Below are 20761 nucleotides of genomic sequence, written 5' to 3' on the forward strand. Positions count from 1 at the left end.
CCCCCGGCCGTCGCGGGACGCAATCACTCGGCGGCTTGCTTGACCGCGGTTTCAGAGCCGACCTTCATGCGAAAGCCGCGCTCCAGCTGGTCGAAGGGCGCCACCGGATAGTCGCCCGAAAAACAGGCGTCGCAATAGCGTGGCGCCTGCGGGTCGCGGCCCGCGGCCTCGCCCGCCGCCCGATAAAGCCCGTCCAGCGACACGAACGACAGGCTGTCCACGCCGATCCATTCGCGCATCTGTTCGGGCGACATGTTCGCCGCCAGCAACTTGTCGCGGTCGGGCGTGTCGACGCCATAGAAGCACGGCCAGGCGGTGGGCGGAGAGGCGATCCGGAAATGCACCTCGGCCGCGCCCGCGTCGATGATCATGTCCTTGATCTTGCGGCTGGTCGTGCCACGCACCACGCTGTCGTCGACCAGCACGACCCGCTTGCCGCGGATCAGGGCGCGGTTCACGTTCAGCTTCAGCCGGACGCCCATGTTCCGGATCTGGTCGGTCGGCTCGATGAAGGTGCGGCCCATGTACTGGTTGCGGATGATTCCCATTCCATAGGGAATGCCCGATTCCTGCGCATAGCCGATGGCGGCCGGCGTTCCGCTGTCCGGGACCGGGCAGACCAGGTCGGCCTCAACCGGCGCCTCGCGGGCCAGTTCCACGCCGATCTGGCGGCGGGTCTCATAGACGGACCGCCCGCCGATGATCGAATCGGGGCGCGAGAAATACACGTGTTCGAAGATGCAGAACCGACCGGTCGACGGGCCAAAGGGGCGCGACGATTCGATCTGGCCCTTGGAGATGACGACCATCTCTCCGGGCTCGACCTCGCGCAGGAACTCGGCGCCGATGATGTCCAGCGCGCAGGTCTCGGAGGCCAGGACGTAGCCGTCCTCACCCACCTTGCCCAGCACCAGCGGGCGCACGCCCAGAGCGTCGCGGACGCCGATCAGCTTGGTCCGGGTCATGGCGATGACCGAAAACGCGCCCTCGACCCGACGCAGCGCGTCCTTCATTCGTTCCGGGATGTTGCGCTGGATGGACCGGGCCATCAGGTGGATGATGCATTCGCTGTCCGACGACGACTGGAAGATCGATCCACGCTCGATCAGTTCGCGGCGCAGGGCGGCGGCGTTCGTGATGTTGCCGTTATGGGCGATCGCGCAGCCGCCCATGTGGAATTCACCGAAGAAGGGCTGCACGTCGCGGATCGCGGTGTTGGCCTTGGTCCCGGCGGTCGAATAGCGGACATGGCCGATGGCCAGCTGGCCCGGCAGCGTCGCCATCAGTTCGGGTTTGGTGAAATTGTCGCGGACATAGCCGAAACGGTGGGCGCTGTTGAAGCCGAAGTCGGGATGGTGGGCGACGATCCCGCCCGCCTCCTGTCCGCGGTGCTGCAGCGCGTGCAGCCCCAGGGCCACGAAGTTCGAGGCATCGACCACGCCGATCGCGCCGAAGATGCCGCACTCTTCGTGCAGACGGTCCGAATCGAACGGATGGGCCATGAAAGGTTGCATCGCGCGGGCCTCGATATGTCGTGGTGCTGTGGGGGACATGTAGTGCCGGTGGCCGACAAAGTCACGCCCCCGCGGTTCCGCGGGGGCGCTTTTTCGTCATCTGCCTGTCATGGACGATCAGTTCGTGGCGGGCGCTTCGGTCGTCACGGGGGTGCCGGTCGCGGTGCAGCCCATGACCATCTGCTCATAGCGGGTCACGATCCAGCCCGGCGCGTCGGCGGGGATCTGGTCGTCCATCTGGCCGCGCATGCGTTCGAAGACCTGCGCCGAACGCGAATTCTCGACCATGGGGACGTCCTGGGTGGTCATCACGCGGTCGTAGACGATGAAGGCGATGGCCACCAGCAGGATGCCGCGCGCCACGCCGAACAGGAAGCCCATGCCCTGATCCACGCCGCCCAGGGCGGAGCGCTGCACCACCGAGGAGAACAGCGGCGTGATGATCGAGAAGATCACCAGCGCCAGCGCAAACACGACCGCAAAGGCCGCGATGGTCGCCAGTTCGCAGCTGTCGCCCATGAAGCGGTCCAGCACCGGCAGCTGCGCCACCATCGGCCGCACCGTCGGCGCGAACAGGAAGGCCAGCACGGCCGCCCCGATCCAGCCCAGGATCGCCAGCGATTCGCGTACGAAGCCGCGCGACCATGCCAGAATGGCCGACAGGATGACGACGGCCGCCACCACTGCATCAATGATCGTAAATCCGTCCATAAAACCGCCCCTTGCGCCGGTTGTCGTTCAGTATCAGGCGGTTCAGCCGGCGCCGAAGACCTCGCCCACAAATGCGGTCAGATCGGTGATGCGCCGAAGCGCCATTCCCGACTGGCCCTCGACCTTGGAGGCGTCGGGCAGGATAGCCTGTGAAAAACCAAGTTTCCGCGCCTCTTTCAACCTGTTTTCGGTCTGCGACACGGGCCGCAGGGCGCCGGACAGGCTGATTTCCCCGAAAAGCACGGCCTCGGGGGGCAGGGGATTGTCCTCGCGCGCCGACAGAAGCGCGCCGGCGATGGCCAGGTCGGCGGCCGGTTCCGAAACCTTCATGCCGCCCGCCACATTGAGGAACACGTCCAGCCCCGCAAAGGGGATGCCGCAGCGCGCCTCGAGGACCGCCAGGATGGTGCTGACCCGACCACTGTCCAGGCCCACCACCGTGCGGCGGGGGCTGGCCAGCGTCGATGGCGCGACGAGGGCCTGAACCTCCGTCAGGACGGGGCGTGTGCCCTCGATGCCCGCGAACACGGCGCTGCCGGCGATGGGCTGTCCGCGTTCCGACAGGAACAGGGCCGAGGGGTTCGCGACCTCGGCCAGGCCGCTGCCTGTCATCTCGAACACGCCGATTTCGCCCGATGGGCCAAAGCGGTTCTTGACGCTGCGCAGGATGCGGAACTGGTGGCCGCGTTCGCCTTCGAAATACAGCACGCAATCGACCATGTGCTCGACCACGCGGGGGCCGGCGATCTGACCGTCCTTGGTGACATGGCCCACCAGGATCACGGCGACGCCGCGTTTCTTGGCGAAGGTCACAAGCTCGTGCGCGGCGGCGCGGACCTGGGCCACGCTGCCGGGCGCGGCCTCGACCGTGTCGGACCACAGCGTCTGGATCGAATCGATCACCGCCACGTCGGGGCGTTCGGCGTCCAGCGTGGTCAGGATATTGCGAAGGTTCGTTTCCGCACCAAGGCGCATCGGCGCGTCGGCCAGTCCCAGACGGACCGCACGCATGCGGACCTGGGCGCTGGCTTCCTCTCCGGAAAAATAGATCGCCTGATAGTTGGCGCGCGAAAAGGCCGCCGCCGCCTGCAGCAGGATGGTCGATTTGCCGATGCCCGGATCGCCGCCGACCAGCAGCGCCGAACCGGGCACCAGGCCCCCGCCCAGCACGCGGTCCAGCTCCTCGATCCCCGACAGGAAACGCGGCGGCGGCGGTTCGCTGGTCGACAGGCCCGACAGGGGCACGGCCTGTCCCTTGGCGGCACCCAGGCCGCGGCCGGGGCCCTGGGACAGGGGCGCTTCCTCGATGATGGTGTTCCATGCGCCGCAGGCGTCGCAGCGCCCGGCCCATTTCTTGTGGGCGGCGCCGCAGGCGGTGCAGGTGAAGGCTGTGGTCGCTTTTGCCATGCCCCCATGTCGCATCGAGGGACGGGCGTCGCAAGGTGGGTATTCGCGAGAATGCAAGGCATTCACGCCTTTGTCGGCTTGAATTCCGGGGGTGGCGGGGGCAGGGTCCGGGCGGAAATTCAGGGGCTTGGACCATGGCGATAGGCTTTTCGCGTTTCGAATTCATGATCGCCTGGCGATACCTGCGGGCGCGGCGCGCCGAGGGCGGGGTCAGCGTCATGACCTGGATCAGCCTGATCGGCATCGCCCTGGGCGTGATGGCGCTGATCGCCACGCTGGCCGTGCGCGCGGGGTTCCGGGCCGAGTTCGTGGACACGATCCTGGGCGCCAATGCGCATACCACGGTCTATGTCAGCCCCCAGACGATCACCAACGAGTTCACCGACGACGTCTATGTCGTGCCGGGGCGGATCACCGATTACGAGGCGATGGCCGCGCGGCTGGCCGAGGTTCCGGGCGTCACCCGCACCGCGGCGATCATCAAGGGCCAGGTCATGGCCAGCGCCAACGATTCCTCCAATGTGGCCGAGGTGTTCGGCGTGACGCAGGCGGATCTGGAGGCGATGCCCCGCATCGTCGACCCCGCCACGTCCGAGGGCGAGTTGGCGCGGTTCGATCAGGGCATTGCCATCGGGTCGGGCATCGCCCGGGAGCTGGGCGTGGGCGTGGGCGACCGCATCCGCCTGATCGCCCCGGAAGGGGCGCGCACCGCCATCGGCACCACGCCGCGGGTGAACGCTTATGAGGTCACCTATATCTTCAGCGCGGGGCGGTACGACATCGACCGCACGCGCGTCTACATGCCCCTGGCCGAGGCGCAGTCCTATTTCAACCGCGAGGGCGTCGCCGACGAGATCGAGGTCTTTGTCGACGACCCCGAACGCGTGGACGAATGGACGCTGCCCCTGATGCAGGCCGCCGGAGAGGGCGCCCAGACCTGGTCCTGGCGCGACAGTTCGGGGTCGTTCCTGTCGGCCCTGGACATGGAGGATGACGTGATGTTCGTGATCCTGTCGGTGCTGGTGCTGATCGCGTCGATGAACATCACGTCGGGCCTGATCATGCTGGTCAAGAACAAGGGCCGCGACATCGGCATCCTGCGCACGATGGGCCTGACCGAGGGGTCGATCCTGCGCGTCTTCTTCCTGTGCGGGGCGTTCACCGGGATCATCGGGACGATCGCGGGGGTGGTGCTGGGCGTATTGCTGGCGCTGAACGTCGACAACATCATGGCAGCGCTGAACGCGCTGACCGGGGGCGGCGCGTGGCAGCCCGAGGTGCGCGGCATCTATCGCCTGCCCGCCGATCTGCGGGCCTGGGACATCTTCCGCGCGGTGGCGCTGTCGCTGACGCTGTCCTTTGTCGTAACCATTTTCCCCGCGCGCCGCGCCGCGCGCATGAACCCGGTGGAGGCGCTGCGCTATGAGTGACGTGTTGCGGCTGGAGGGCGTGGGCAAGACCTATGCCAAGGACGGCCCCGCGCCGGTGACGGTGCTGGACGGCCTGGACCTGAGCGTCGCGCGCGGAGAGGTCGTGGCGCTGGTGGCCCCCTCGGGGGCCGGGAAATCGACGCTGCTGCACATCGCGGGGCTGCTGGACACGCCCGATACCGGGCGGGTGTGGTTGGCGGGTCGGGACATGACCGGCCTGCCGGACCGCGCGCGGACCGAGGCGCGGCGGCAGGAGCTGGGCTTTGTCTATCAGTTCCACCACCTGCTGCCCGAATTCAGCGCGGCCGAGAACATCGTCCTGCCGCAGCTGGCCAATGGCGTGACGCCGCGCGACGCGCAGGCGCGGGCGGCGGACCTGCTGGACCGCGTGGGCCTGGCGCATCGCGCCGATCACCGCCCCGCGCAGATGTCGGGCGGCGAACAGCAGCGGGTCGCGTTCTGCCGGGCGCTGGCGAACCAGCCGGCGCTGCTGCTGGCGGACGAACCCACGGGGAACCTGGACCCGGAGACGTCGGACCGGGTGTTCGACGTGCTGATGGGGCTGGTGCGCGACACCGGGCTGTCGGCGCTGATCGCCACGCACAACCATGCCTTGGCCGCGCGGATGGACCGCGTGGTGCGCCTGACCGCCGCCTGATCGTTGCGCCGCCCCGCGCGGGGGTGCATGCTGTGCGCAACGACAACAGAACGGGGGCACAGGCGATGCGGGCAGTGATGATGGCAGGGGTGACGGGGCTGGCGCTGGCGGGGCTGGTGGCAGCCTGCGCACCAGAGGCGCAGCCCACGGGTGCGGCGCGCGATTACGCCGATTACTGCGCCGCCTGTCACGGGCCGGCCGGGCGCGGCAACGGGCCCGCCGCGGTGGGCATGATGCCCGCGCCCGCGGACCTGACGATGCTGGCCGCGCAGGATGGCGGGGTGTTCCCCAAGACTCGCGTCATGGGCCAGCTGGTAGGCTACACCATGGGTCGCAGCGAATCGCACATGCCGGTGTTCGACGTCCTGCGCGAGGGTCCGGTGGTCATGTATGACGACGGGTCCGGTCAGCGCGTCGCCACGCCCGCGCGGCTGGTGGCTTTGGCCGATTATCTTCAGACCCTGCAGCAGTAAGCCGTGCGCGCGGCGATTGTCGGGCTGGCCTGCGTGCTGGCCGTGCCTGCAGGTGCGGACGGGCTGGAACGGTTCGGGACCACGATGAAATACGCGCTGCCGCTGGCCGCTGCCGTCTGCGCCGCCGATCAGGACCGGCTGGAGGATTTCGCCGTGCGCGGCGTGCTGCAGGCGGCGGTGGTGTTGGGCCTCAAGGCGGTGTTCGACGGATCGGCCCTGGGCACCCGTCCGACCGGAGAGGGGCGGGGCTTTCCATCCGGGCATTCCGCCGCCGCAGGCTTTGGGGCCGCGGACCTTGCCGGCAAATGCTGGGAGGACGAACCGGCCCTGGGCGCCGCGGCCTATGGTGCGGCGGGGCTGACGGCCTTCAGCCGGGTGCAGGCGGGCGAACACACGCCCGAACAGGCGCTGGCCGGCGCGCTGATCGGGATCAGCTTTGGCGCGGCCAGCTTTGGGATCGGGTCCGAAGGGGCCGCGATCAGTTTCGGCCTGCGGTTCTAGCGCAGCACCACGCGCGGGGCGGCGGTCCGCGGGCGACCTCGCCGATGACGGCGGCATCCGCGAAACCGTGGCGCGCAAAGGCCGCACGCACCGCGTCCAGCGCATCCGGCGCGCAGGCGACCATCAGACCGCCGCTGGTCTGCGGATCGGTCAGCAGGGCGCGGTCGGAATCGCCGAACCCCTGCGGCAGGGCCACGCCCTCGCCATAGCTGGTCCAGTTGCGGCCCGACGCGCCGGTCACGTGGCCCGCGGCGATCAAAGCGTCGATGCCGGGCAGACGCGGCACCGACGACCAGTCGATCATCAGATCGCAGCCCGATCCGCGCGCCATCTCCAGCCCGTGACCGCCCAGACCGAAGCCTGTGACATCGGTCATCGCATGGACGCCGTCGATGGCGGCAAGGTCGGGTCCGGGGCGGTTCAGCTTGGTCGTGACCTCAATCATGCGGGCATAGCCGTCGGCGTCCAGCTGGCCCTTTTTCAGCGCGGCCGACATGACGCCCACGCCAAGGGGCTTGCCCAGCACCAGCAGATCGCCGGGTTGCGCGTCGGCGTTGCGTTTCAGCAGGGACGGGTCGATCAGGCCAAGCGCCACAAGGCCATAGATCGGTTCGACCGAATCGATGGTGTGGCCGCCGGCGATGGGAATCCCCGCCTCGCGACAGATGGAGGCGCCGCCATCCAGGATCGCCGCGATGGTCGCGTGGGAAATGGCGTTGATGGGCATGCCCACCACCGCCAGCGCCAGGATGGGCGTCGCCCCCATCGCATAGACGTCGCTGATCGCGTTGGTCGCGGCGATGCGGCCGAAATCATGCGGGTCGTCGACCACGGGCATGAAGAAGTCGGTCGTCGCCACCAGCGCCTGGCGGTCGTTCAGCCGATAGACGGCGGCGTCGTCCGAGGTTTCGATGCCCACCAGCAGTTCGGGCGGGACGGGCAGGGCGGCGCTGCCGCGCAGCAGGCTCGACAGGACGCCCGGCGCGATCTTGCAGCCGCAGCCGCCGCCATGGGCCAGGGATGTCAGGCGCGGTTCTTGCATATCGGTGGCGGTCATGGGGTCTCCTGTCGGTTGGGGGCAGCATAGCGCGGCCGCGGGGATGTTCCAGCGCCCGGTGACTGCAATCTGCTTGCAGGTCAGCGGCACGACGACTAGAACGGCTCAAATTTTCAGGCCGCCGGATCGGTGGCCCTTCTTTCTATGAGGACGATGATGCAGGTCAAGGAAACGCAGAACGACGGTCTTCAGCGCGGGTATCAGTTCACGCTGCCCGCAGCAGACCTGGCCAAAGCCGTCGACGCCAAGCTGAAAGAAGCTCAGCCGGAAGTCGAGATGAAGGGCTTTCGCAAGGGCAAGGTGCCCATGGCGATGCTGAAGAAGCAGTTCGGCCCCCGCATCCTGGGCGAGGCGATGCAGGACGCCATCGACGGCGCGCTGAAGGAACACCTGGAGCAGTCGGGCGATCGCCCCGCCGCCCAGCCCAAGGTCGAGATGGAGAATGGCGAGACCTGGAAAGAGGGCAACGACGTCGTGGTCAACGTGACCTACGAGACGCTGCCCGCGATCCCCGAGGTCGACCTGACCGCGCTGTCGCTGGAAAAGCTGACCGTGCCCGCCGAGGACGCCGCCGTCACCGAGGCGCTGGAGAACCTGGCCAAGTCTTCGCAGTCCTTCGAGGACCGCAAGAAGGGCACCAAGGCCAAGGATGGTGACCAGGTCACCATCGACTTCAAGGGTTTCGTGGACGGCGAAGCGTTTGAAGGCGGCGCGGCCGAGGACTATCCGCTGGTCCTGGGCTCGAACAGCTTCATCCCCGGTTTCGAGGATCAGCTGGTCGGCGTGAAGGCCGGTGAAGAGGTCAAGGTCGAGGTTAAGTTCCCCGAGGAATACGGCGCGCCCCACCTTGCCGGCAAGGACGCCACCTTCGAATGCACCATCAAGGCCGTCAAAGCCCCGAAAGAGGCCGAGATCGACGACGAGCTGGCCAAGAAGTTCGGCGCCGACGACCTGGACGGTCTGAAGAAGCAGATCAGCGAGCGGCTGGAGGCAGAGTATGCCGGCGCCGCGCGTGCGATCATGAAGCGTTCGCTGCTGGATCAGCTGGATGCGGTGGTCAAGTTCGACCTGCCCAAGTCGCTGGTCGAGGCCGAGGCCGCCCAGATCGCTCACCAGCTGTGGCACGAGGAGAACCCCGAGGTTCAGGGCCACAATCACGATGCCATCGAGCCGACCGAAGAGCACAAGTCCCTGGCCGAGCGCCGCGTGCGTCTTGGCCTGCTGCTGGCCGAGATCGGCCAGAAGGCCGAGGTGACCGTGACCGACCAGGAGATGACCCAGGCCGTTCTGCGCGCCGCCCGTCAGTATCCGGGCCAGGAACGCCAGTTCTTCGAGTTCATCCAGTCGAACCAGGCCGCCCAGCAGCAGCTGCGCGCGCCGATCTTCGAGGACAAGGTCGTCGACCTGATCGCCGAGCAGGCCAAGGTCGAGGAAAAGACCGTGACCAAGGCAGAGCTGGAAAAGGCCGTCGAGGCGCTGGACGAGCTGTGATTTCGGTCGATTGACCGGGCAGGGGGCCGCATCTTCGGATGCGGCCCTTTTGCGTTCGGGGCTTGATGGACGGGGCGGGCGAGACTAGGTGATCGCCATGACGACAAGCCTCCATCTGATGAAACTGTGCGTGGGCGCCGAAGGCCCCGACGAGCTGGCCGCGTGGCAGACCCGGTTCGGGTCCGGCCCGGCGCGTCACGTGACCCGTATGTGGCCCAAGCGCGAGGCCGAGCTGCTGGAAGGCGGGTCGATCTTCTGGGTCTTCAAGGGCGTCATGATGGCTCGCCAGCGCATCTTGGCGCTGGAGCGGGTCGAGGGCGCAGACGGCATCCAGCGCTGCGGGATCGTGCTGGACCGCGACCTGGTCCGCGTGGCCGCGGTGCCGCGCCGACCGTTCCAGGGCTGGCGCTATCTGGCCGCTGCGGACGCGCCCCCCGACCTGCCCGCGGGACGCGCGCTGGAGGAGGCCCTGCCACCGGCCATCGCCGCCGCGCTGGCCGACATGGGCCTGCGCTGAGGCTTGACGAGGCTGCGGTCAGCGGCTATCCGAACGGTCGATGCGGGTGTAGCTCAATGGTAGAGCAGAAGCTTCCCAAGCTTACGACGAGGGTTCGATTCCCTTCACCCGCTCCATTCCCCGATCTGTATCTGATGCGACATGGCGAGACGGTGTGGAATATCGAAGGCCGCCTGCAGGGCCGCGCCGATTCCCCGCTGTCCGAACGCGGCTTGCGTCAGGCCGGTTGGCTGGCGCACCTGACGCGGGGCATCGACGGGGCGCGTGTCTCCAGCCCGCTTGGGCGGGCCGACCAGACCGCGCGGGTGGTTTTTGGCACCGGGTTTCGGCACGATCCGCGCCTGTCCGAGATCTGCGTGGGCGATTTCGCCGGTCATCTGGAACGCGACCTGCGCGACCGCCATTCGGCACTGTTTCAAGGCGATGATCTGGAATGGTACGACCGCTGTCCGGGCGGCGAGGGCTTTGCCGCGCTGGAGGCCCGGTGCCGTGCCTTTCTTGCCGATCTAACCGGCCCCACACTGGTCGTGACCCACGGCATCACCCTGCGCATGCTGCGCCGCCTGACCCTGGGCCGCGATGCAACATTGCTGTCGGAGGGGGTGATACACCAGGGGGGCGTGCACGTGATCCGTAATGGCGTGGAAACCGTGATGCGGCACCCGGATGACCTCTGATCCGCCCTTGCCAACCACCCCCCGTTTGGGTTTTATGCGCGGCGAGCGTGGCCCGTTAGCTCAGTGGTAGAGCGTCCCGTTTACACCGGGCCGGTCGGGAGTTCGAATCTCTCACGGGCCACCAATGCGCAACCCATGACAGCAAAACGGCGTGTTTCCAGCGCATGGTGGTAGCAGATTGACTTATGGGGGGTCGCCGCATCGACTGTCGAAACAGGCCGATGAAAATGGCGGAGAGGGTGTCCGCAAAAGACACTTCCCAAGGGTTCTCAGTCCTTCCTAAATAGCCAGCAATTGCAGGGTGATGCGCGGATTTACATTCTTGCGCGTTCCCGCAATGTCCCGTACCATCGCGAATGTCCTGGGGGGACGTTTGGGGGGGCGATTGCAGGAAACCACAACCCGGAAGTTGGTGAAGCTGACCGCCGTGCAGATCCGCGCGCCACTGGCGCCGGGCAAGTATCACGACGGCGGGGGCTTGGGGCTCTATCTGCTGGTGAAGCCCAGCGGCGCGCGGTCGTGGATGCAGCGTATCATCGTGCATGGACGCAGGCGAGAGCTTGGGCTTGGCAGCCCGCCAGTGGTGACGCTGGCGCGTGCCCGCGAGGTGGCACTGGAGAACAAGCGACTAGTACGGGATGGCGTGGATCCACTGCAGGCCCGCAAGGAGGCCGAGGCGGTCCCGACATTCGAGGAAGCCGCCCGGACGGTGCACAAGCTGCACACGCCGACTTGGCGCAACGAGAAGCACGCGGCGCAGTTCATCAGCACCTTGGAGAGCTACGCGTTCCCGAGGATCGGCACGACGAGGTCGGGGATGTCTCGACCAGCGACGTGCTGGCGGTGCTGGCGCCAATCTGGAACGAGAAGCGCGAGACGGCCCGGCGGGTCAAGCAGCGTATCGGCATGGTCATGAAGTGGGCCGTGGCGAAGGGGTGGCGGCAGGACGACCCATCTGTGGCGATCGCCCAGGCGCTACCGAAAGACAAGCAGGCGAAGGCCCATCGAAAGGCCTTGGCCTATTCCGACGTGGCCGACTGTATAGCGGCGATCGACCAGAGCGGGGCAGGGGTGTCAACCAAGCTGGCCTTCCGGCTGCTTGTGCTGACCGCCAGCAGGTCTGGAGAGGTCAGACTAGCCCGATGGAGCCAGATCGACTGGAAGGCCGAGGGTGGGCCCATTTGGACCAGGCCGGCATCTGTGATGAAAGCGAAGAAAGCCCACAGCGTGCCACTGTCAGCGGCCGCGGTATCGATCCTGCATGCGGCGCAGGAGGTATCCGACTGCGAGGATCCCGATGCGCTGATCTTCCCCGGCACGGTGACTGGCAAGCCCCTTTCGGACGCGACGCTGCTGAAGCTAGTGCGAGAGAACGGCTACGACGTCGACATTCACGGCTTCCGGACATCGTTCCGCACCTGGACGCAGGAAAAGACCAGCTTCCCGCGCGAGGTGGCAGAGGCAGCGCTGGCGCACACTATCAAGGACAAGGCCGAGGCAGCCTATGCACGATCCGAGCTGATGGAGAAGCGTCGGGAGCTGGGCGAGACTTGGGCAGCTTATTTGGCGCAGGAGAGCGCCTCCACAAGAGGAACCAATAATGTTTGCTCCTGAGGGATACCGTCACTTCGACGATCTTATCGATGAGGTGGAAGACCTAAGCGCTGAACATCTAGATGATCGCGAAGAAGAAATTTTCCTACGCGCAGGGAAATATCAGCACGCGGATATTTTGAGAAGGGTTTGGCGAGGATCAATGGAGTTCGCAATAGCTGCACGAGTTATCAGCAGTATCTACGAACTCAAGATGCCAATTCGGATAGCTTCCCCTCTTGGCAATGTGATCGTCCCTAGCTGGATCGTATTTTCTTTAAATCCTGTCCACCATGGCAAAGACAATATTCCACTTATTACAAGTGCGGCAGACGATATAATTGCTTTTACGTTTCAACGCATGCGGGGCCGGCACTATGCCTTCATTGATAGTAATGACTGGATGGTTGATATTCCGGACTTGCGTGGATTTTCTGCAGAACAGTTGGGTAAAGGTGACATCTGGGTCAAACAAACCGCTAAATATCTCCTCCCCTTCGATGGCTGGGCATTGTGCGTGAAGGAGAGTTTTTCTGCCGAGCAGTGCCTTCCAGCCCTTGGGATTGAGGCTGGAGGAGGTTCTAGGGGGCGGCCACCTCTTATCCCTCGTGTCGAAAGTGCACTGCGAAAACACTATCCTGATGGGAAGTCTTGCTCTTGGAAAGAGATCACCGAAAGGGTGAGTGGCGAGATAGGCGAAACTGTCGCGGTGCGGACGGTTCAGAGAGCAATGCGACAGCTGCAAGGAAAAATGCGCCAAAAGTCTTAAATATTGCGACAGAATGGCAGACAATAGTGCTTTCAGGATTTAGGCAGTTTTGGTGCCATTCCCGTTAGTTCCTGAAGCAGTCATCTTTCCTGCATGTTCACAAAACAGCGCAGGGATACCCCGATGGCAAGCCGATATATCCGCCGCACCGAAGTCGAGGATCTAACCGGCCTTAGCCGGTCCACCATTTACCGCATGATGGACGCCGGGCAATTCCCGCGTCCGATCCGCCTGACGCAAAAAGCGGTCGGGTGGAAGGAAACCGATATTGCCGCTTGGTTGGATTCCCGGCCGGTGGCTGCATGAGGTGTGACCATGAATGACCAGACATGGAATGACCCCGGAGCGCGGTCAGGCGCTACCGAGGTCGATATGCAATCCGGGCTGGATTGCGACGAGTATATCCGTAGAGACCCTGCGACGGCAAGGCGTTTTAGCGATGCCCTCGTGCAATTCGAGCCCGATGATCGACTGGATGTTTTGGAAGATGCGCACGACTTTCTGCGCGCCGGGATGCCGATCGTCTTGTTCGGGAGCATCATGGAGGAGGCTGCGTTTTGGGCTGATAGGGCGAGCAGAGCCGAGCGCAAAGCATACTGCCTTGCCAGCTACGCCCGCCTCAGTGAAGCCGATCGCGATGCCTTCTTGTGCTATATCCGGCGGCGGGAAGACGCATGCTGACGGCAGTCGACTATTACCAGGCAATGGATGTGGAGCGGGCGCGTCACAGCAATCCATACATCGATGACGTGCCGGCTCGCAAATCTCAGTTCTTCGCAGCCTCTAGCTTGGACGGTGCGCCGATCAAGTCTCGCGAATGGGCTGTTCAGGATCTAGTACCGAGCGGAACCGTCACTTTGCTGGGCGGCGATGGTGGAACAGGAAAGTCGCTTCTGGCCCTTCAGTTGGCATTTGCGATTGCGACGGGCTGTCGGTGGCTAGGCTACCAGACCGTGAGCGGTTCTGTCATGTTCATCAGCGCCGAGGATGACAAGGACGAGCTACACCGTCGTACTGCAGACATCGTGCGAGCTACTGGCATGCGGTTCCTCGACCTGGAGCGGCTGACCTTACGCAGCTTGGCCGGTGAGGACGCACTGCTAGCCGTGCTGGATCGATCATCGGGCGTGCTGACGCCAACGCCCCTCTACGCCGAGATCGAGGCCCGTATAGCCGCGGACAAGCCGGCCCTGATCGTCTTGGACACGTTGGCAGATCTGTTCCCTGGCAACGAAAACGATCGGGCGCAGGCGCGGCAGTTCATCGGGCTGCTGCGGGGCTGGGCTATTCGTCATAGCTGCGCAGTGATCCTGCTGGCGCATCCGTCACTGTCGGGTCTGAGCAGTGGCAGCGGCACCAGCGGATCGACTGGCTGGAACAACAGCGTTCGGTCGCGGCTGTATCTGGAGCGGATAGTGCAGGACGCCTACGAGGCCAACCCTGACGCCCGCGTGCTGCGAACCATGAAGGCCAACTATGGCCGCACAGGTGGCGAGATCACCATGACCTGGAAAGAGGGCGTGTTCGTCCCTGACGGGAGGGAGACGGGCCTCGACCGCATGGCCTCCACAGCCAAGGCTGAGCGCGTGTTTTTGAAGCTGTTGCGTATGCTGACAGAACAAGGGCGCAGGGTGAATACCGGAGGCGGCCAAACCTATGCCCCATCTGTTTTCAAGGCACATCCAGATGCTGAGGGGATCAGTAAGTTCGCCTTCCGGTCCGCAATGGAGAAACTGCTGGGCGAAGGAAAAATCAGAGTGGTTGAGGACGGCCCTGCGTCTAAGCGGCGATCGTATCTCGTGGAGGCAGAATGACCTTCCAACCCCCTTCCAATCCCAATTTCCAACCGCTTCCGATCCCCGTGCCAACCATGTGCCAACCCCCTTCCAACCCCTGTTCCTTCCAACCCCCATACCCCCTGAGGTTGGAAGCCGCCCTTGGGGCGCGGCACCAACCCAAAGAGAGGCCGACACCAATGACCACCAACCAAGACATCACCATCAGCAAGATGACCGTCATAGATGGCGCAGTGAACATGCAGGGCAATCGCCTCTTGGCAGCGTTCGACCTGTTCATGAACGGGATAAGGATCGTCGGCTGCGTGCTGACCGAAGGCCCCGACAGTGTGGTGAAAGCCAAAGGCCCGTCTGGCAAGACGCATCGCAGCGTCGATATTCGCGTGACGTTCGAAGACCCCGTGATGAAGCGCGCGATCACCCGCAAGGCTGCTGAGGCCTATGCAGTGCTATCGGGCCGTGAGGTGTCCGATGAGTGAACTAGGGTGTGCAGTAAGTTCCGGTGTTATCTCTGCACACACCAAACACCATAGTTTTGTTGGGTAACATAATCGGGCCACCTTCCGGTCCGAGGGAGACGCTTCTCTCAATTTCTTCCAAGAAGCGCTCGAACTGCTCAACGGTAAGGTTTTGGTGGAGAGGTTTCATTTCGAACCCCAATAGTTTTCCCTCGGCGAAGCTCGCGTTAGCGACGAAATCCGAGATCCAATCTGTTCTTTCTAAGCTGAGTCCCATGAGGGAAGCCGCTAATTCATCTGCATCAGTAACCATAAAATCACCCCCAAAAGAATCACGCCTCAGCTTGAGTATCTCACAGAATTGGCCGGGGGGTGGTCTAGAATTTTGCCCCTAAGGCGGAGACCGGCGTGTGGGGCTTCGCGCAAGATATGACCGAATTGGAGATTTTCGGATGAGTGAACAACCGCTGCATGACGCCCCGCCGATCGACCGCTGGCGCCTCGATGCGCTGCTGGAGACGCCTGTGAAGGGCAAGCTGTGGGGGCTGCCCAGCATCGCTGCCTTCCTGGGCGTGAGCCAAGACACGGCGCGGCGGTGGGCGCGTCATCCTGAAGTGCCAATTTATCAACCGCCCGGCACTCGGAGCTATTGCGCTTTCCAGAGCGAGCTGCGAAGCTGGCAACGGTCCAAGCGTCAAGATTAAGTCATTACTTGCAAGGCTTTACTAGCTTCTGCCATCTGACGCGATAGCTTTCGCCCCTGTATCGTGGGGCCATGAAACTTTGGCCCTTCTCTCGCAAGTCCCTCGCCTCGCCCGACCCGGCGCTTGAGGCAATTCTGGGCATCACCCCGACCGCCAGCGGCATCTCGATCAGCGTCCTGGAGGCGCTGAAGGTGCCCGCGGTCGCCAATGCGATCCAGCTGATCTCTGAGGCTGTCGCGACGCTCGACGTGCATGTGAAATACATCGACGGCGGGACAGAGGTCGAGGTGACCGATCATCCGGCGCTGACCCTGCTGCGTGGTGATGCCAACGACTGGACGTCAGGCTTTGAGCTGATCCGCCAGATCATGATCGACGCGCTGGTGTCCGATGCCGGCGGAATGGCCCATGTGAACCGTGTCGATGGCAGGCTGATCGAGGTCATCAGCTACCGCCAGGGCGTGCTGACCTTTGACGCGGACAACGACACGCTGGAGCGGGTCTACCGTTTGGGCGATCGACGCATCCCCGCCCGTGACGTGATCCACCTGATGCCGCCGCTTTATCGGTCGCCCCTCAACCTAGCCCGTGAGGCCATCGCTATCGCTGTCGCCATGGATCGCCACGCAGCCCGGCTGTTCACCCGTGGCGGACGCCCCTCAGGCGTCCTGAGCTTTGCCAAGGGCATGGCCCAGGATGCAGTCAGCAAGGCCCGTGCCGCGTGGCGCCAGACCCATGAGGGCGAGGATACCGGCGGCCAGACCGCCATCCTCTATGACGGCGCCACCTTCACGCCCCTGGCGATGACCAGCACCGACAGCCAGTTCCTTGAGAACCGCCGTTTCCAGATCGAGGAAATCGCGCGCGCGTTCAACATCCCCGCCCCGATGATCGGTGACTTGAGCCGCGCCACCTGGTCCAACAGCGAACAGAAAGGCCGGGAGTTCCTGTCCTACTGCTTAGAGCCGTGGCTGAGAGCTTTAGAAGGCGCGCTGAACCGGGCCCTTTTCACCGATGAGGAGCGAGGCCGCTACGTGGTCCGCTTCGATCGTGACGACCTGACCCGCGCCGATCTGGCGACCCGTGCCACCGTCATCAATTCCCTGATCGCCAGCCAGACCCTGAACCCGAACGAGGGCCGGGCATGGCTTGGCCTGCCGCCGCGCGCAGGTGGCGACCAGTTCCTGAATCCCAACATCACCACGGCCCCGACAGGCGGAGAGACCCAAGCATGAGCACCGAGAACGCATCCTTTGAACCGATCGCATCGCAGGGCAAGCCGCTGGCCGTGGTGGTTCATATGACCCCCTTTGCCCACAATTGGCCGGCACAGGCAGTGCGCAGCCAAGTCGAAACGGCCTTCCCCGGCATTCCGGTGATCTTCGTGGACTCGGGCACCGCCGTGCAGGTGATCCATGCAGCTGAATGACATCCTGGCCGACGCGCAGGATCAGGACCGCGGCCGCGATTTCGAGCTGGCCGATCCTGTCACTGGCGAGCTGATCGGCATTACGCTGCGCATCGCAGGTCCGGACAGCGCAACTCAGCACCGCGCACGCCTGGCGCTGACGGACGAGATGGCCGAGGCCATGGACGAGAACGGGCGCGTGCCCGCTGTGGCCCGTGAGAAAGCCCGGCTCAACAGCCTCGCCCGCTGCATCCTGGGCTGGCACATCGTGGAGGACGGGCACCCGGTCCCGTTCAATCACACCAACGCCCTGCGCTTGCTGACCAGCTCCATGTGGGTCCAGCAGCAGGTGGACAGCTTCGCAGCCAACCGCGCTGCCTTCCGGGGGAACCCGGCATGAGCAAGATCGAGGTCAAAGCCAATTTCACCGTGGACGAGGCGGGCCACATCGAGGGCCTTGCATGGCCGTTCGGCAGCCCCGACCGCGTGGGCGACATGATCGAGAAGGGCGCTTTCGCCACCGCGAAGGCCCCTATCCCAATGCTGGCCTTTCACGAGCAGCGCGAAGCCGTGGGCGTGTGGGATGAGATCATCGAAACCGACGCCGGCCTGCAGGTCAAAGGTCGCCTGCTGATCGCGGATTTGCCCCGCGCACGCGAGGTCCATGCCCTGATCCGGGAACGGGCCTTGTCGGGTCTATCCATCGGCTTTGCATCGACCAAGGCAATGCCCCGCCGCGGCACCCGCGGCCGCACCATCTCTGCCCTCGATCTTCTGGAAATCAGCGTGGTGGCCGTGGGCGCACACCCCGGCGCGCGCATCACCTCCGTAAAGGAACACGACATGACGGACACTAACGAAACCCCGGACATCGCGGCCCTCGAAGCCAAGATGACCGCCATGGAACAGAAAGCCGATACGTCGGCACTGGTCGCGCGCCTGGACAAGCTGGAGGCGAAAGCCAACCGCCACCAGGGCACGACCGAGGGCAAGGCCGAGCCGACCGAGGAGCGCAAAGCCTTCGCCGCCTACCTGCGCCATGGCGACAAGATGGCCGAGGAGGATCGCAAGGCCCTCAACGTCACCAGCGACACGCAGGGCGGTTTCCTGGCACCCCCGGAGATGTCCACCGAGGTCATTCGTGACCTGATCGAATACAGCCCGATCCGCAGCTATGCGAGCGTGCGCAATACCGGCGCTGACAGCGTGATCTTCCCGACCCGCGGCGACATCACCAACGCCCAATGGGTCGGTGAAATGGAGCCGCACAACGAAAGCACCATCACGTTCGGCCAGAAAGAGGTCGAGGTGCATGAGCTGGCGACCTTCGTGGACATCTCCAACCGCCTGCTGCAGGACGCGCCGATCGCAGAAACCGAGGTCCGCACCGCGCTGGCCGAGGACTTCGGCAAGAAAGAGGCCGAGGCGTTCCTGTGGGGCACGGGCGTCAAGATGCCCGAGGGCGTGATGGTCAACACTGCCATCCCCGAGGTTGCCAACGGCCACGCCGCCAACCTGTCCACCGATGCCCTGATCCGGCTGATGTACTCGCTGCCGCAGGCTTACCGGTCGCGCGGTGCATGGGCCATGAACGGCACCACCCTGGGCATCCTGCGCACGCTGAAGGACACGCAGGGCCAGTACATCTGGCAGACCTCGCTGCAGGCCGGTCAGCCCGAGACGATCCTGGGCCGCCCCGTCATCGAGATGGTGGACCTGGAGGACATCGCGGCCAACCAGCACCCGATCGTCTACGGCGACTTTTCGGCCTACCGGATCGTGGATCGCCTGAGCATGTCGATCCTGGTCGATCCTTACAGCCGCGCCCGCGAGCGCATCACCCGCATTCACGCCACCCGGCGCGTCGGCGGTGCCGTGCTGCAGCCCGCCCGCTTCCGCAAACTTCGTATGTCCACCAGCTGAGGAGCATGACCAATGCGTGACCTTTATGCCAACCTTGCGACTGTTCCGGCCCTGGCGCCTGCAGTCCAAACCGCTGCCGCCCAAGGCGCTGCGGTCGATCTGAACGCCAAGGGCGGTGTGGCCTTCGTCGTCAACACGGGCGCTATTGCCGGTGCAGGCGACTTTGGGGTGACCCTGCAGGAAAGCGACACCGGCACCAGCGGCTGGACCGTCGTGGCAGCTGGCCAGATCGACAGCAACGCCCCCGCCACCCTGGCGGCCGACAGCGCCTATCGCTTGGGCTATCGCGGCTGGAAGCGGTACGTGCGCCTGTCCCTGACCCGCGCAGGCGGCACCAGCATAGCCGCTGGTGCAACGGCCATCTTCGTGCCGCTGACCCGCCCGGCTGTCTGATGCCTGCGCGTGCGCCCCGGATCTGTTCTTGCGGAAAGCTGGTGCCTTCGGGTGCCCAGTGCCCTTGCCAGATCCGGGGCGCCGCGGCCCGCAAAGCGCGCTTCGACAAGACCCGGCCCAACAGCAGCCAGCGTGGCTACAACCGGGACTGGAGGAAAGCCCGCGCGCTTTATCTGCGCCAGCATCCCTACTGCGTCGCCTGCGGTTCTCTTGCAAACGTGGTCGATCACAAGACCCCCCATCGCGGCGATCAGGCCATCTTCTGGGACAAGTCCCGGTGGCAGTCGCTGTGCACCCCCTGTCATTCCGGCGCCAAGCAGAGACTGGAGCGCCACCAGCATAGGACACCAACGCCATGACGATCTACACCACCGCAGGCACCCGCCTCTACATCGGCGGCCCCCTGGCGGCCAAATCCAGCGACTTCACGGAAGCCGACTTTGCAGGGCAGTCGTCCTTGTGGGTCGAGATCGATGAAACCGAGGGCCTGGGCTCTGCGGGTGACACCTCTGCCGAGGTCACGTTCGACGGCATCAATTCGGGCCGCACGCGCCGCCTGAAGGGCACCAAGAACGCGGGCAGCATGGATGTGGTTTGCGGCCTCGACCCCGCCGATCCGGGCCAGATCGCGCTGATTGCGGCAGAGCGAAGCAAGAACGACTTCGCCTTTCGCGTTGTGCTGGCCGATGCGCCTGCCGATGGCACGCCCTCTGAGCGCATGTTCGTGGCCCAGGTGGCTAGTGCCGCTGAGCAGTATGACACCGCCAACAGCGTGATGAAGCTGAATGCCTCGCTCTGGATCAACAGCAACATCGTCAAGATCGACGCTGCCTGATGCTGTTCGCGACCGCCGGCACGCGTTTGTTCATCGCAGATCGGGAGGGCCTCCCGGTGCCGGCGGAGGCATGGGTCGAGATCGCAGAAACGGAGGCGGTCGGATTTTTAGGTTCCGAATGGACCATGGCAGAAGCCGACATCGCGCACCTGAACAGCGGTGATGCAGGCGGGGAAATCATCCAGGCCAAACAGTCAATCCGCAGGCTACCCATGCAGATTGTCATGGGCAACGACCCGACCGACCCAGGGCAGCTGCTTCTCTGGAAGGCCCACTATTCGACCAGGGATTTTCAGTTCCGCCTCGTCTTTCCGGATGGCGTCAATGCGCGTCAATGGCCGGGGCTTGTCACGTCGATGAGTGAAGTCTTTGACGCAGCCAACAACGTGATGCGGCTGCAGGCCGACATCCTTCCCACCTCCCAAATCATCATGACAGGAGCCTGA

General features: G+C 64.7%; 24 protein-coding genes, 2 tRNA genes and 1 pseudogene. 23 read left to right on the plus strand and 4 right to left on the minus strand.

Annotation, left to right across the window (positions count from 1 at the left end; translation table 11 throughout):
- Positions 1-23: 23 nt before the first annotated feature.
- The 3 genes from purF to radA all read right to left on the minus strand — a co-directional run bounded on the left by purF (position 24) and on the right by radA (position 3632).
- Positions 24-1514, minus strand: coding sequence for an amidophosphoribosyltransferase (gene purF / locus TY51_RS04170; RefSeq protein ID WP_042246261.1), 1491 nt, complete (start codon positions 1512-1514; stop codon positions 24-26).
- 117 nt (positions 1515-1631) lie between these two features.
- Positions 1632-2225, minus strand: a complete 594-nt coding sequence (locus TY51_RS04175) for a CvpA family protein (RefSeq protein ID WP_042246264.1) — start codon at positions 2223-2225, stop codon at positions 1632-1634.
- Between the two features lie 42 nt (positions 2226-2267).
- On the minus strand, positions 2268-3632 hold the full coding sequence (radA, locus tag TY51_RS04180) for a DNA repair protein RadA (RefSeq protein WP_042246266.1): 1365 nt from the start codon (positions 3630-3632) through the stop codon (positions 2268-2270).
- A gap of 134 nt (positions 3633-3766) precedes the next feature.
- On the opposite strand from radA, the gene TY51_RS04185 reads away from it, so the two are divergent.
- From TY51_RS04185 to TY51_RS04200, 4 genes are read left to right on the plus strand one after another with little or no spacing between them, the layout of a single operon-like run.
- The gene (locus TY51_RS04185) at positions 3767-5062 is read left to right on the plus strand and encodes a lipoprotein-releasing ABC transporter permease subunit (RefSeq protein WP_042246269.1); all 1296 of its coding nucleotides are present in this window, start codon (positions 3767-3769) and stop codon (positions 5060-5062) included.
- Positions 5055-5720, plus strand: coding sequence for an ABC transporter ATP-binding protein (locus tag TY51_RS04190; RefSeq protein ID WP_042246274.1), 666 nt, complete (start codon positions 5055-5057; stop codon positions 5718-5720). The genes TY51_RS04185 and TY51_RS04190 overlap by 8 nt, the downstream gene beginning before the upstream one ends.
- A 32-nt stretch (positions 5721-5752) precedes the next feature.
- The gene (locus tag TY51_RS04195; RefSeq protein ID WP_156117870.1) at positions 5753-6193 is read left to right on the plus strand and encodes a c-type cytochrome; all 441 of its coding nucleotides are present in this window, start codon (positions 5753-5755) and stop codon (positions 6191-6193) included.
- 3 nt (positions 6194-6196) lie between these two features.
- Positions 6197-6694, plus strand: coding sequence for a phosphatase PAP2 family protein (locus tag TY51_RS04200; protein ID WP_052649760.1), 498 nt, complete (start codon positions 6197-6199; stop codon positions 6692-6694).
- Here TY51_RS04200 and selD read toward each other — a convergent pair.
- Positions 6672-7751, minus strand: coding sequence for a selenide, water dikinase SelD (gene selD, locus TY51_RS04205; RefSeq protein ID WP_042246280.1), 1080 nt, complete (start codon positions 7749-7751; stop codon positions 6672-6674). The two genes, TY51_RS04200 and selD, sit on opposite strands and share 23 nt — an antisense overlap.
- 156 nt (positions 7752-7907) lie before the next feature.
- Here selD and tig point away from each other — a divergent pair, with 156 nt between their 5' ends.
- The 19 genes and pseudogenes from tig to TY51_RS04295 all read left to right on the plus strand — a co-directional run bounded on the left by tig (position 7908) and on the right by TY51_RS04295 (position 20761).
- Positions 7908-9242, plus strand: a complete 1335-nt coding sequence (gene tig, locus TY51_RS04210; RefSeq protein WP_042246355.1) for a trigger factor — start codon at positions 7908-7910, stop codon at positions 9240-9242.
- Between the two features lie 97 nt (positions 9243-9339).
- A complete protein-coding gene (locus tag TY51_RS04215; RefSeq protein WP_042246283.1) occupies positions 9340-9759 on the plus strand; it encodes a DUF1489 family protein in 420 nt (139 codons plus the stop codon).
- Between the two features lie 42 nt (positions 9760-9801).
- A tRNA-Gly gene (locus tag TY51_RS04220) sits at positions 9802-9875 on the plus strand.
- A gap of 18 nt (positions 9876-9893) precedes the next feature.
- Positions 9894-10436, plus strand: coding sequence for a histidine phosphatase family protein (locus TY51_RS04225; protein WP_052649769.1), 543 nt, complete (start codon positions 9894-9896; stop codon positions 10434-10436).
- Positions 10437-10485: 49 nt separating this feature from the next.
- Positions 10486-10560, plus strand: a tRNA-Val gene (locus tag TY51_RS04230).
- A gap of 354 nt (positions 10561-10914) precedes the next feature.
- Positions 10915-12050 (plus strand): annotated as a pseudogene (locus TY51_RS23150) (tyrosine-type recombinase/integrase); the annotation flags it as partial.
- Positions 12037-12798, plus strand: coding sequence for a hypothetical protein (locus TY51_RS21650; RefSeq protein ID WP_156117871.1), 762 nt, complete (start codon positions 12037-12039; stop codon positions 12796-12798). The pseudogene TY51_RS23150 and the gene TY51_RS21650, both read left to right, overlap by 14 nt.
- Before the next feature lie 123 nt (positions 12799-12921).
- Positions 12922-13104: an AlpA family transcriptional regulator gene (locus TY51_RS04240; RefSeq protein WP_042246290.1), complete on the plus strand. Its 183-nt coding sequence runs from the start codon at positions 12922-12924 to the stop codon at positions 13102-13104.
- A gap of 9 nt (positions 13105-13113) precedes the next feature.
- A complete protein-coding gene (locus TY51_RS04245; RefSeq protein ID WP_042246292.1) occupies positions 13114-13479 on the plus strand; it encodes a hypothetical protein in 366 nt (121 codons plus the stop codon).
- Positions 13473-14612, plus strand: a complete 1140-nt coding sequence (locus TY51_RS04250; RefSeq protein ID WP_231558904.1) for an AAA family ATPase — start codon at positions 13473-13475, stop codon at positions 14610-14612. The genes TY51_RS04245 and TY51_RS04250 overlap by 7 nt, the downstream gene beginning before the upstream one ends.
- A 161-nt stretch (positions 14613-14773) precedes the next feature.
- Entirely contained in the window at positions 14774-15073 is a 300-nt protein-coding gene (locus tag TY51_RS04255; protein ID WP_042246295.1) for a hypothetical protein, read from the plus strand.
- A 431-nt stretch (positions 15074-15504) separates the two neighbouring features.
- A complete protein-coding gene (locus tag TY51_RS20785; protein WP_081994700.1) occupies positions 15505-15756 on the plus strand; it encodes an AlpA family transcriptional regulator in 252 nt (83 codons plus the stop codon).
- Positions 15757-15827: 71 nt separating this feature from the next.
- Complete coding sequence (locus TY51_RS04265; RefSeq protein ID WP_042246300.1) at positions 15828-16991, plus strand: phage portal protein; 1164 nt, start codon at positions 15828-15830, stop codon at positions 16989-16991.
- A complete protein-coding gene (locus TY51_RS21655; protein ID WP_156117872.1) occupies positions 16988-17185 on the plus strand; it encodes a hypothetical protein in 198 nt (65 codons plus the stop codon). Before TY51_RS04265 ends, TY51_RS21655 begins: the two co-directional genes overlap by 4 nt.
- Positions 17172-17564 carry a hypothetical protein gene (locus TY51_RS04270; protein ID WP_042246303.1) on the plus strand — a complete coding sequence of 131 codons (393 nt, stop codon included), beginning with the start codon at positions 17172-17174 and terminating at the stop codon, positions 17562-17564. The genes TY51_RS21655 and TY51_RS04270 overlap by 14 nt, the downstream gene beginning before the upstream one ends.
- Positions 17561-19087, plus strand: a complete 1527-nt coding sequence (locus TY51_RS04275; protein ID WP_042246305.1) for a phage major capsid protein — start codon at positions 17561-17563, stop codon at positions 19085-19087. The genes TY51_RS04270 and TY51_RS04275 overlap by 4 nt, the downstream gene beginning before the upstream one ends.
- Positions 19088-19099: 12 nt before the next feature.
- Entirely contained in the window at positions 19100-19480 is a 381-nt protein-coding gene (locus TY51_RS04280) for a hypothetical protein (RefSeq protein ID WP_042246308.1), read from the plus strand.
- A gap of 355 nt (positions 19481-19835) precedes the next feature.
- Complete coding sequence (locus TY51_RS04290; RefSeq protein ID WP_042246314.1) at positions 19836-20315, plus strand: hypothetical protein; 480 nt, start codon at positions 19836-19838, stop codon at positions 20313-20315.
- On the plus strand, positions 20315-20761 hold the full coding sequence (locus tag TY51_RS04295) for a hypothetical protein (RefSeq protein ID WP_042246317.1): 447 nt from the start codon (positions 20315-20317) through the stop codon (positions 20759-20761). Before TY51_RS04290 ends, TY51_RS04295 begins: the two co-directional genes overlap by 1 nt.

This window comes from Paracoccus sp. PAMC 22219, assembly GCF_000787695.1.
Classification (GTDB): Bacteria; Pseudomonadota; Alphaproteobacteria; order Rhodobacterales; family Rhodobacteraceae; genus Paracoccus.

Coding starts and splice junctions, on each gene's coding strand:
- purF (WP_042246261.1), bottom strand. CDS start 1,514: ATGCAACCTTTCATGGCCCATCCGTTCGATTCGGACCGTCTGCACGAA.
- TY51_RS04175 (WP_042246264.1), bottom strand. CDS start 2,225: ATGGACGGATTTACGATCATTGATGCAGTGGTGGCGGCCGTCGTCATC.
- radA (WP_042246266.1), bottom strand. CDS start 3,632: ATGGCAAAAGCGACCACAGCCTTCACCTGCACCGCCTGCGGCGCCGCC.
- TY51_RS04185 (WP_042246269.1), top strand. CDS start 3,767: ATGGCGATAGGCTTTTCGCGTTTCGAATTCATGATCGCCTGGCGATAC.
- TY51_RS04190 (WP_042246274.1), top strand. CDS start 5,055: ATGAGTGACGTGTTGCGGCTGGAGGGCGTGGGCAAGACCTATGCCAAG.
- selD (WP_042246280.1), bottom strand. CDS start 7,751: ATGACCGCCACCGATATGCAAGAACCGCGCCTGACATCCCTGGCCCAT.
- tig (WP_042246355.1), top strand. CDS start 7,908: ATGCAGGTCAAGGAAACGCAGAACGACGGTCTTCAGCGCGGGTATCAG.
- TY51_RS04215 (WP_042246283.1), top strand. CDS start 9,340: ATGACGACAAGCCTCCATCTGATGAAACTGTGCGTGGGCGCCGAAGGC.
- TY51_RS04225 (WP_052649769.1), top strand. CDS start 9,894: ATGCGACATGGCGAGACGGTGTGGAATATCGAAGGCCGCCTGCAGGGC.
- TY51_RS21650 (WP_156117871.1), top strand. CDS start 12,037: ATGTTTGCTCCTGAGGGATACCGTCACTTCGACGATCTTATCGATGAG.
- TY51_RS04240 (WP_042246290.1), top strand. CDS start 12,922: ATGGCAAGCCGATATATCCGCCGCACCGAAGTCGAGGATCTAACCGGC.
- TY51_RS04245 (WP_042246292.1), top strand. CDS start 13,114: ATGAATGACCAGACATGGAATGACCCCGGAGCGCGGTCAGGCGCTACC.
- TY51_RS04250 (WP_231558904.1), top strand. CDS start 13,473: ATGCTGACGGCAGTCGACTATTACCAGGCAATGGATGTGGAGCGGGCG.
- TY51_RS04255 (WP_042246295.1), top strand. CDS start 14,774: ATGACCACCAACCAAGACATCACCATCAGCAAGATGACCGTCATAGAT.
- TY51_RS20785 (WP_081994700.1), top strand. CDS start 15,505: ATGAGTGAACAACCGCTGCATGACGCCCCGCCGATCGACCGCTGGCGC.
- TY51_RS04265 (WP_042246300.1), top strand. CDS start 15,828: ATGAAACTTTGGCCCTTCTCTCGCAAGTCCCTCGCCTCGCCCGACCCG.
- TY51_RS21655 (WP_156117872.1), top strand. CDS start 16,988: ATGAGCACCGAGAACGCATCCTTTGAACCGATCGCATCGCAGGGCAAG.
- TY51_RS04270 (WP_042246303.1), top strand. CDS start 17,172: ATGCAGCTGAATGACATCCTGGCCGACGCGCAGGATCAGGACCGCGGC.
- TY51_RS04275 (WP_042246305.1), top strand. CDS start 17,561: ATGAGCAAGATCGAGGTCAAAGCCAATTTCACCGTGGACGAGGCGGGC.
- TY51_RS04280 (WP_042246308.1), top strand. CDS start 19,100: ATGCGTGACCTTTATGCCAACCTTGCGACTGTTCCGGCCCTGGCGCCT.
- TY51_RS04290 (WP_042246314.1), top strand. CDS start 19,836: ATGACGATCTACACCACCGCAGGCACCCGCCTCTACATCGGCGGCCCC.
- TY51_RS04295 (WP_042246317.1), top strand. CDS start 20,315: ATGCTGTTCGCGACCGCCGGCACGCGTTTGTTCATCGCAGATCGGGAG.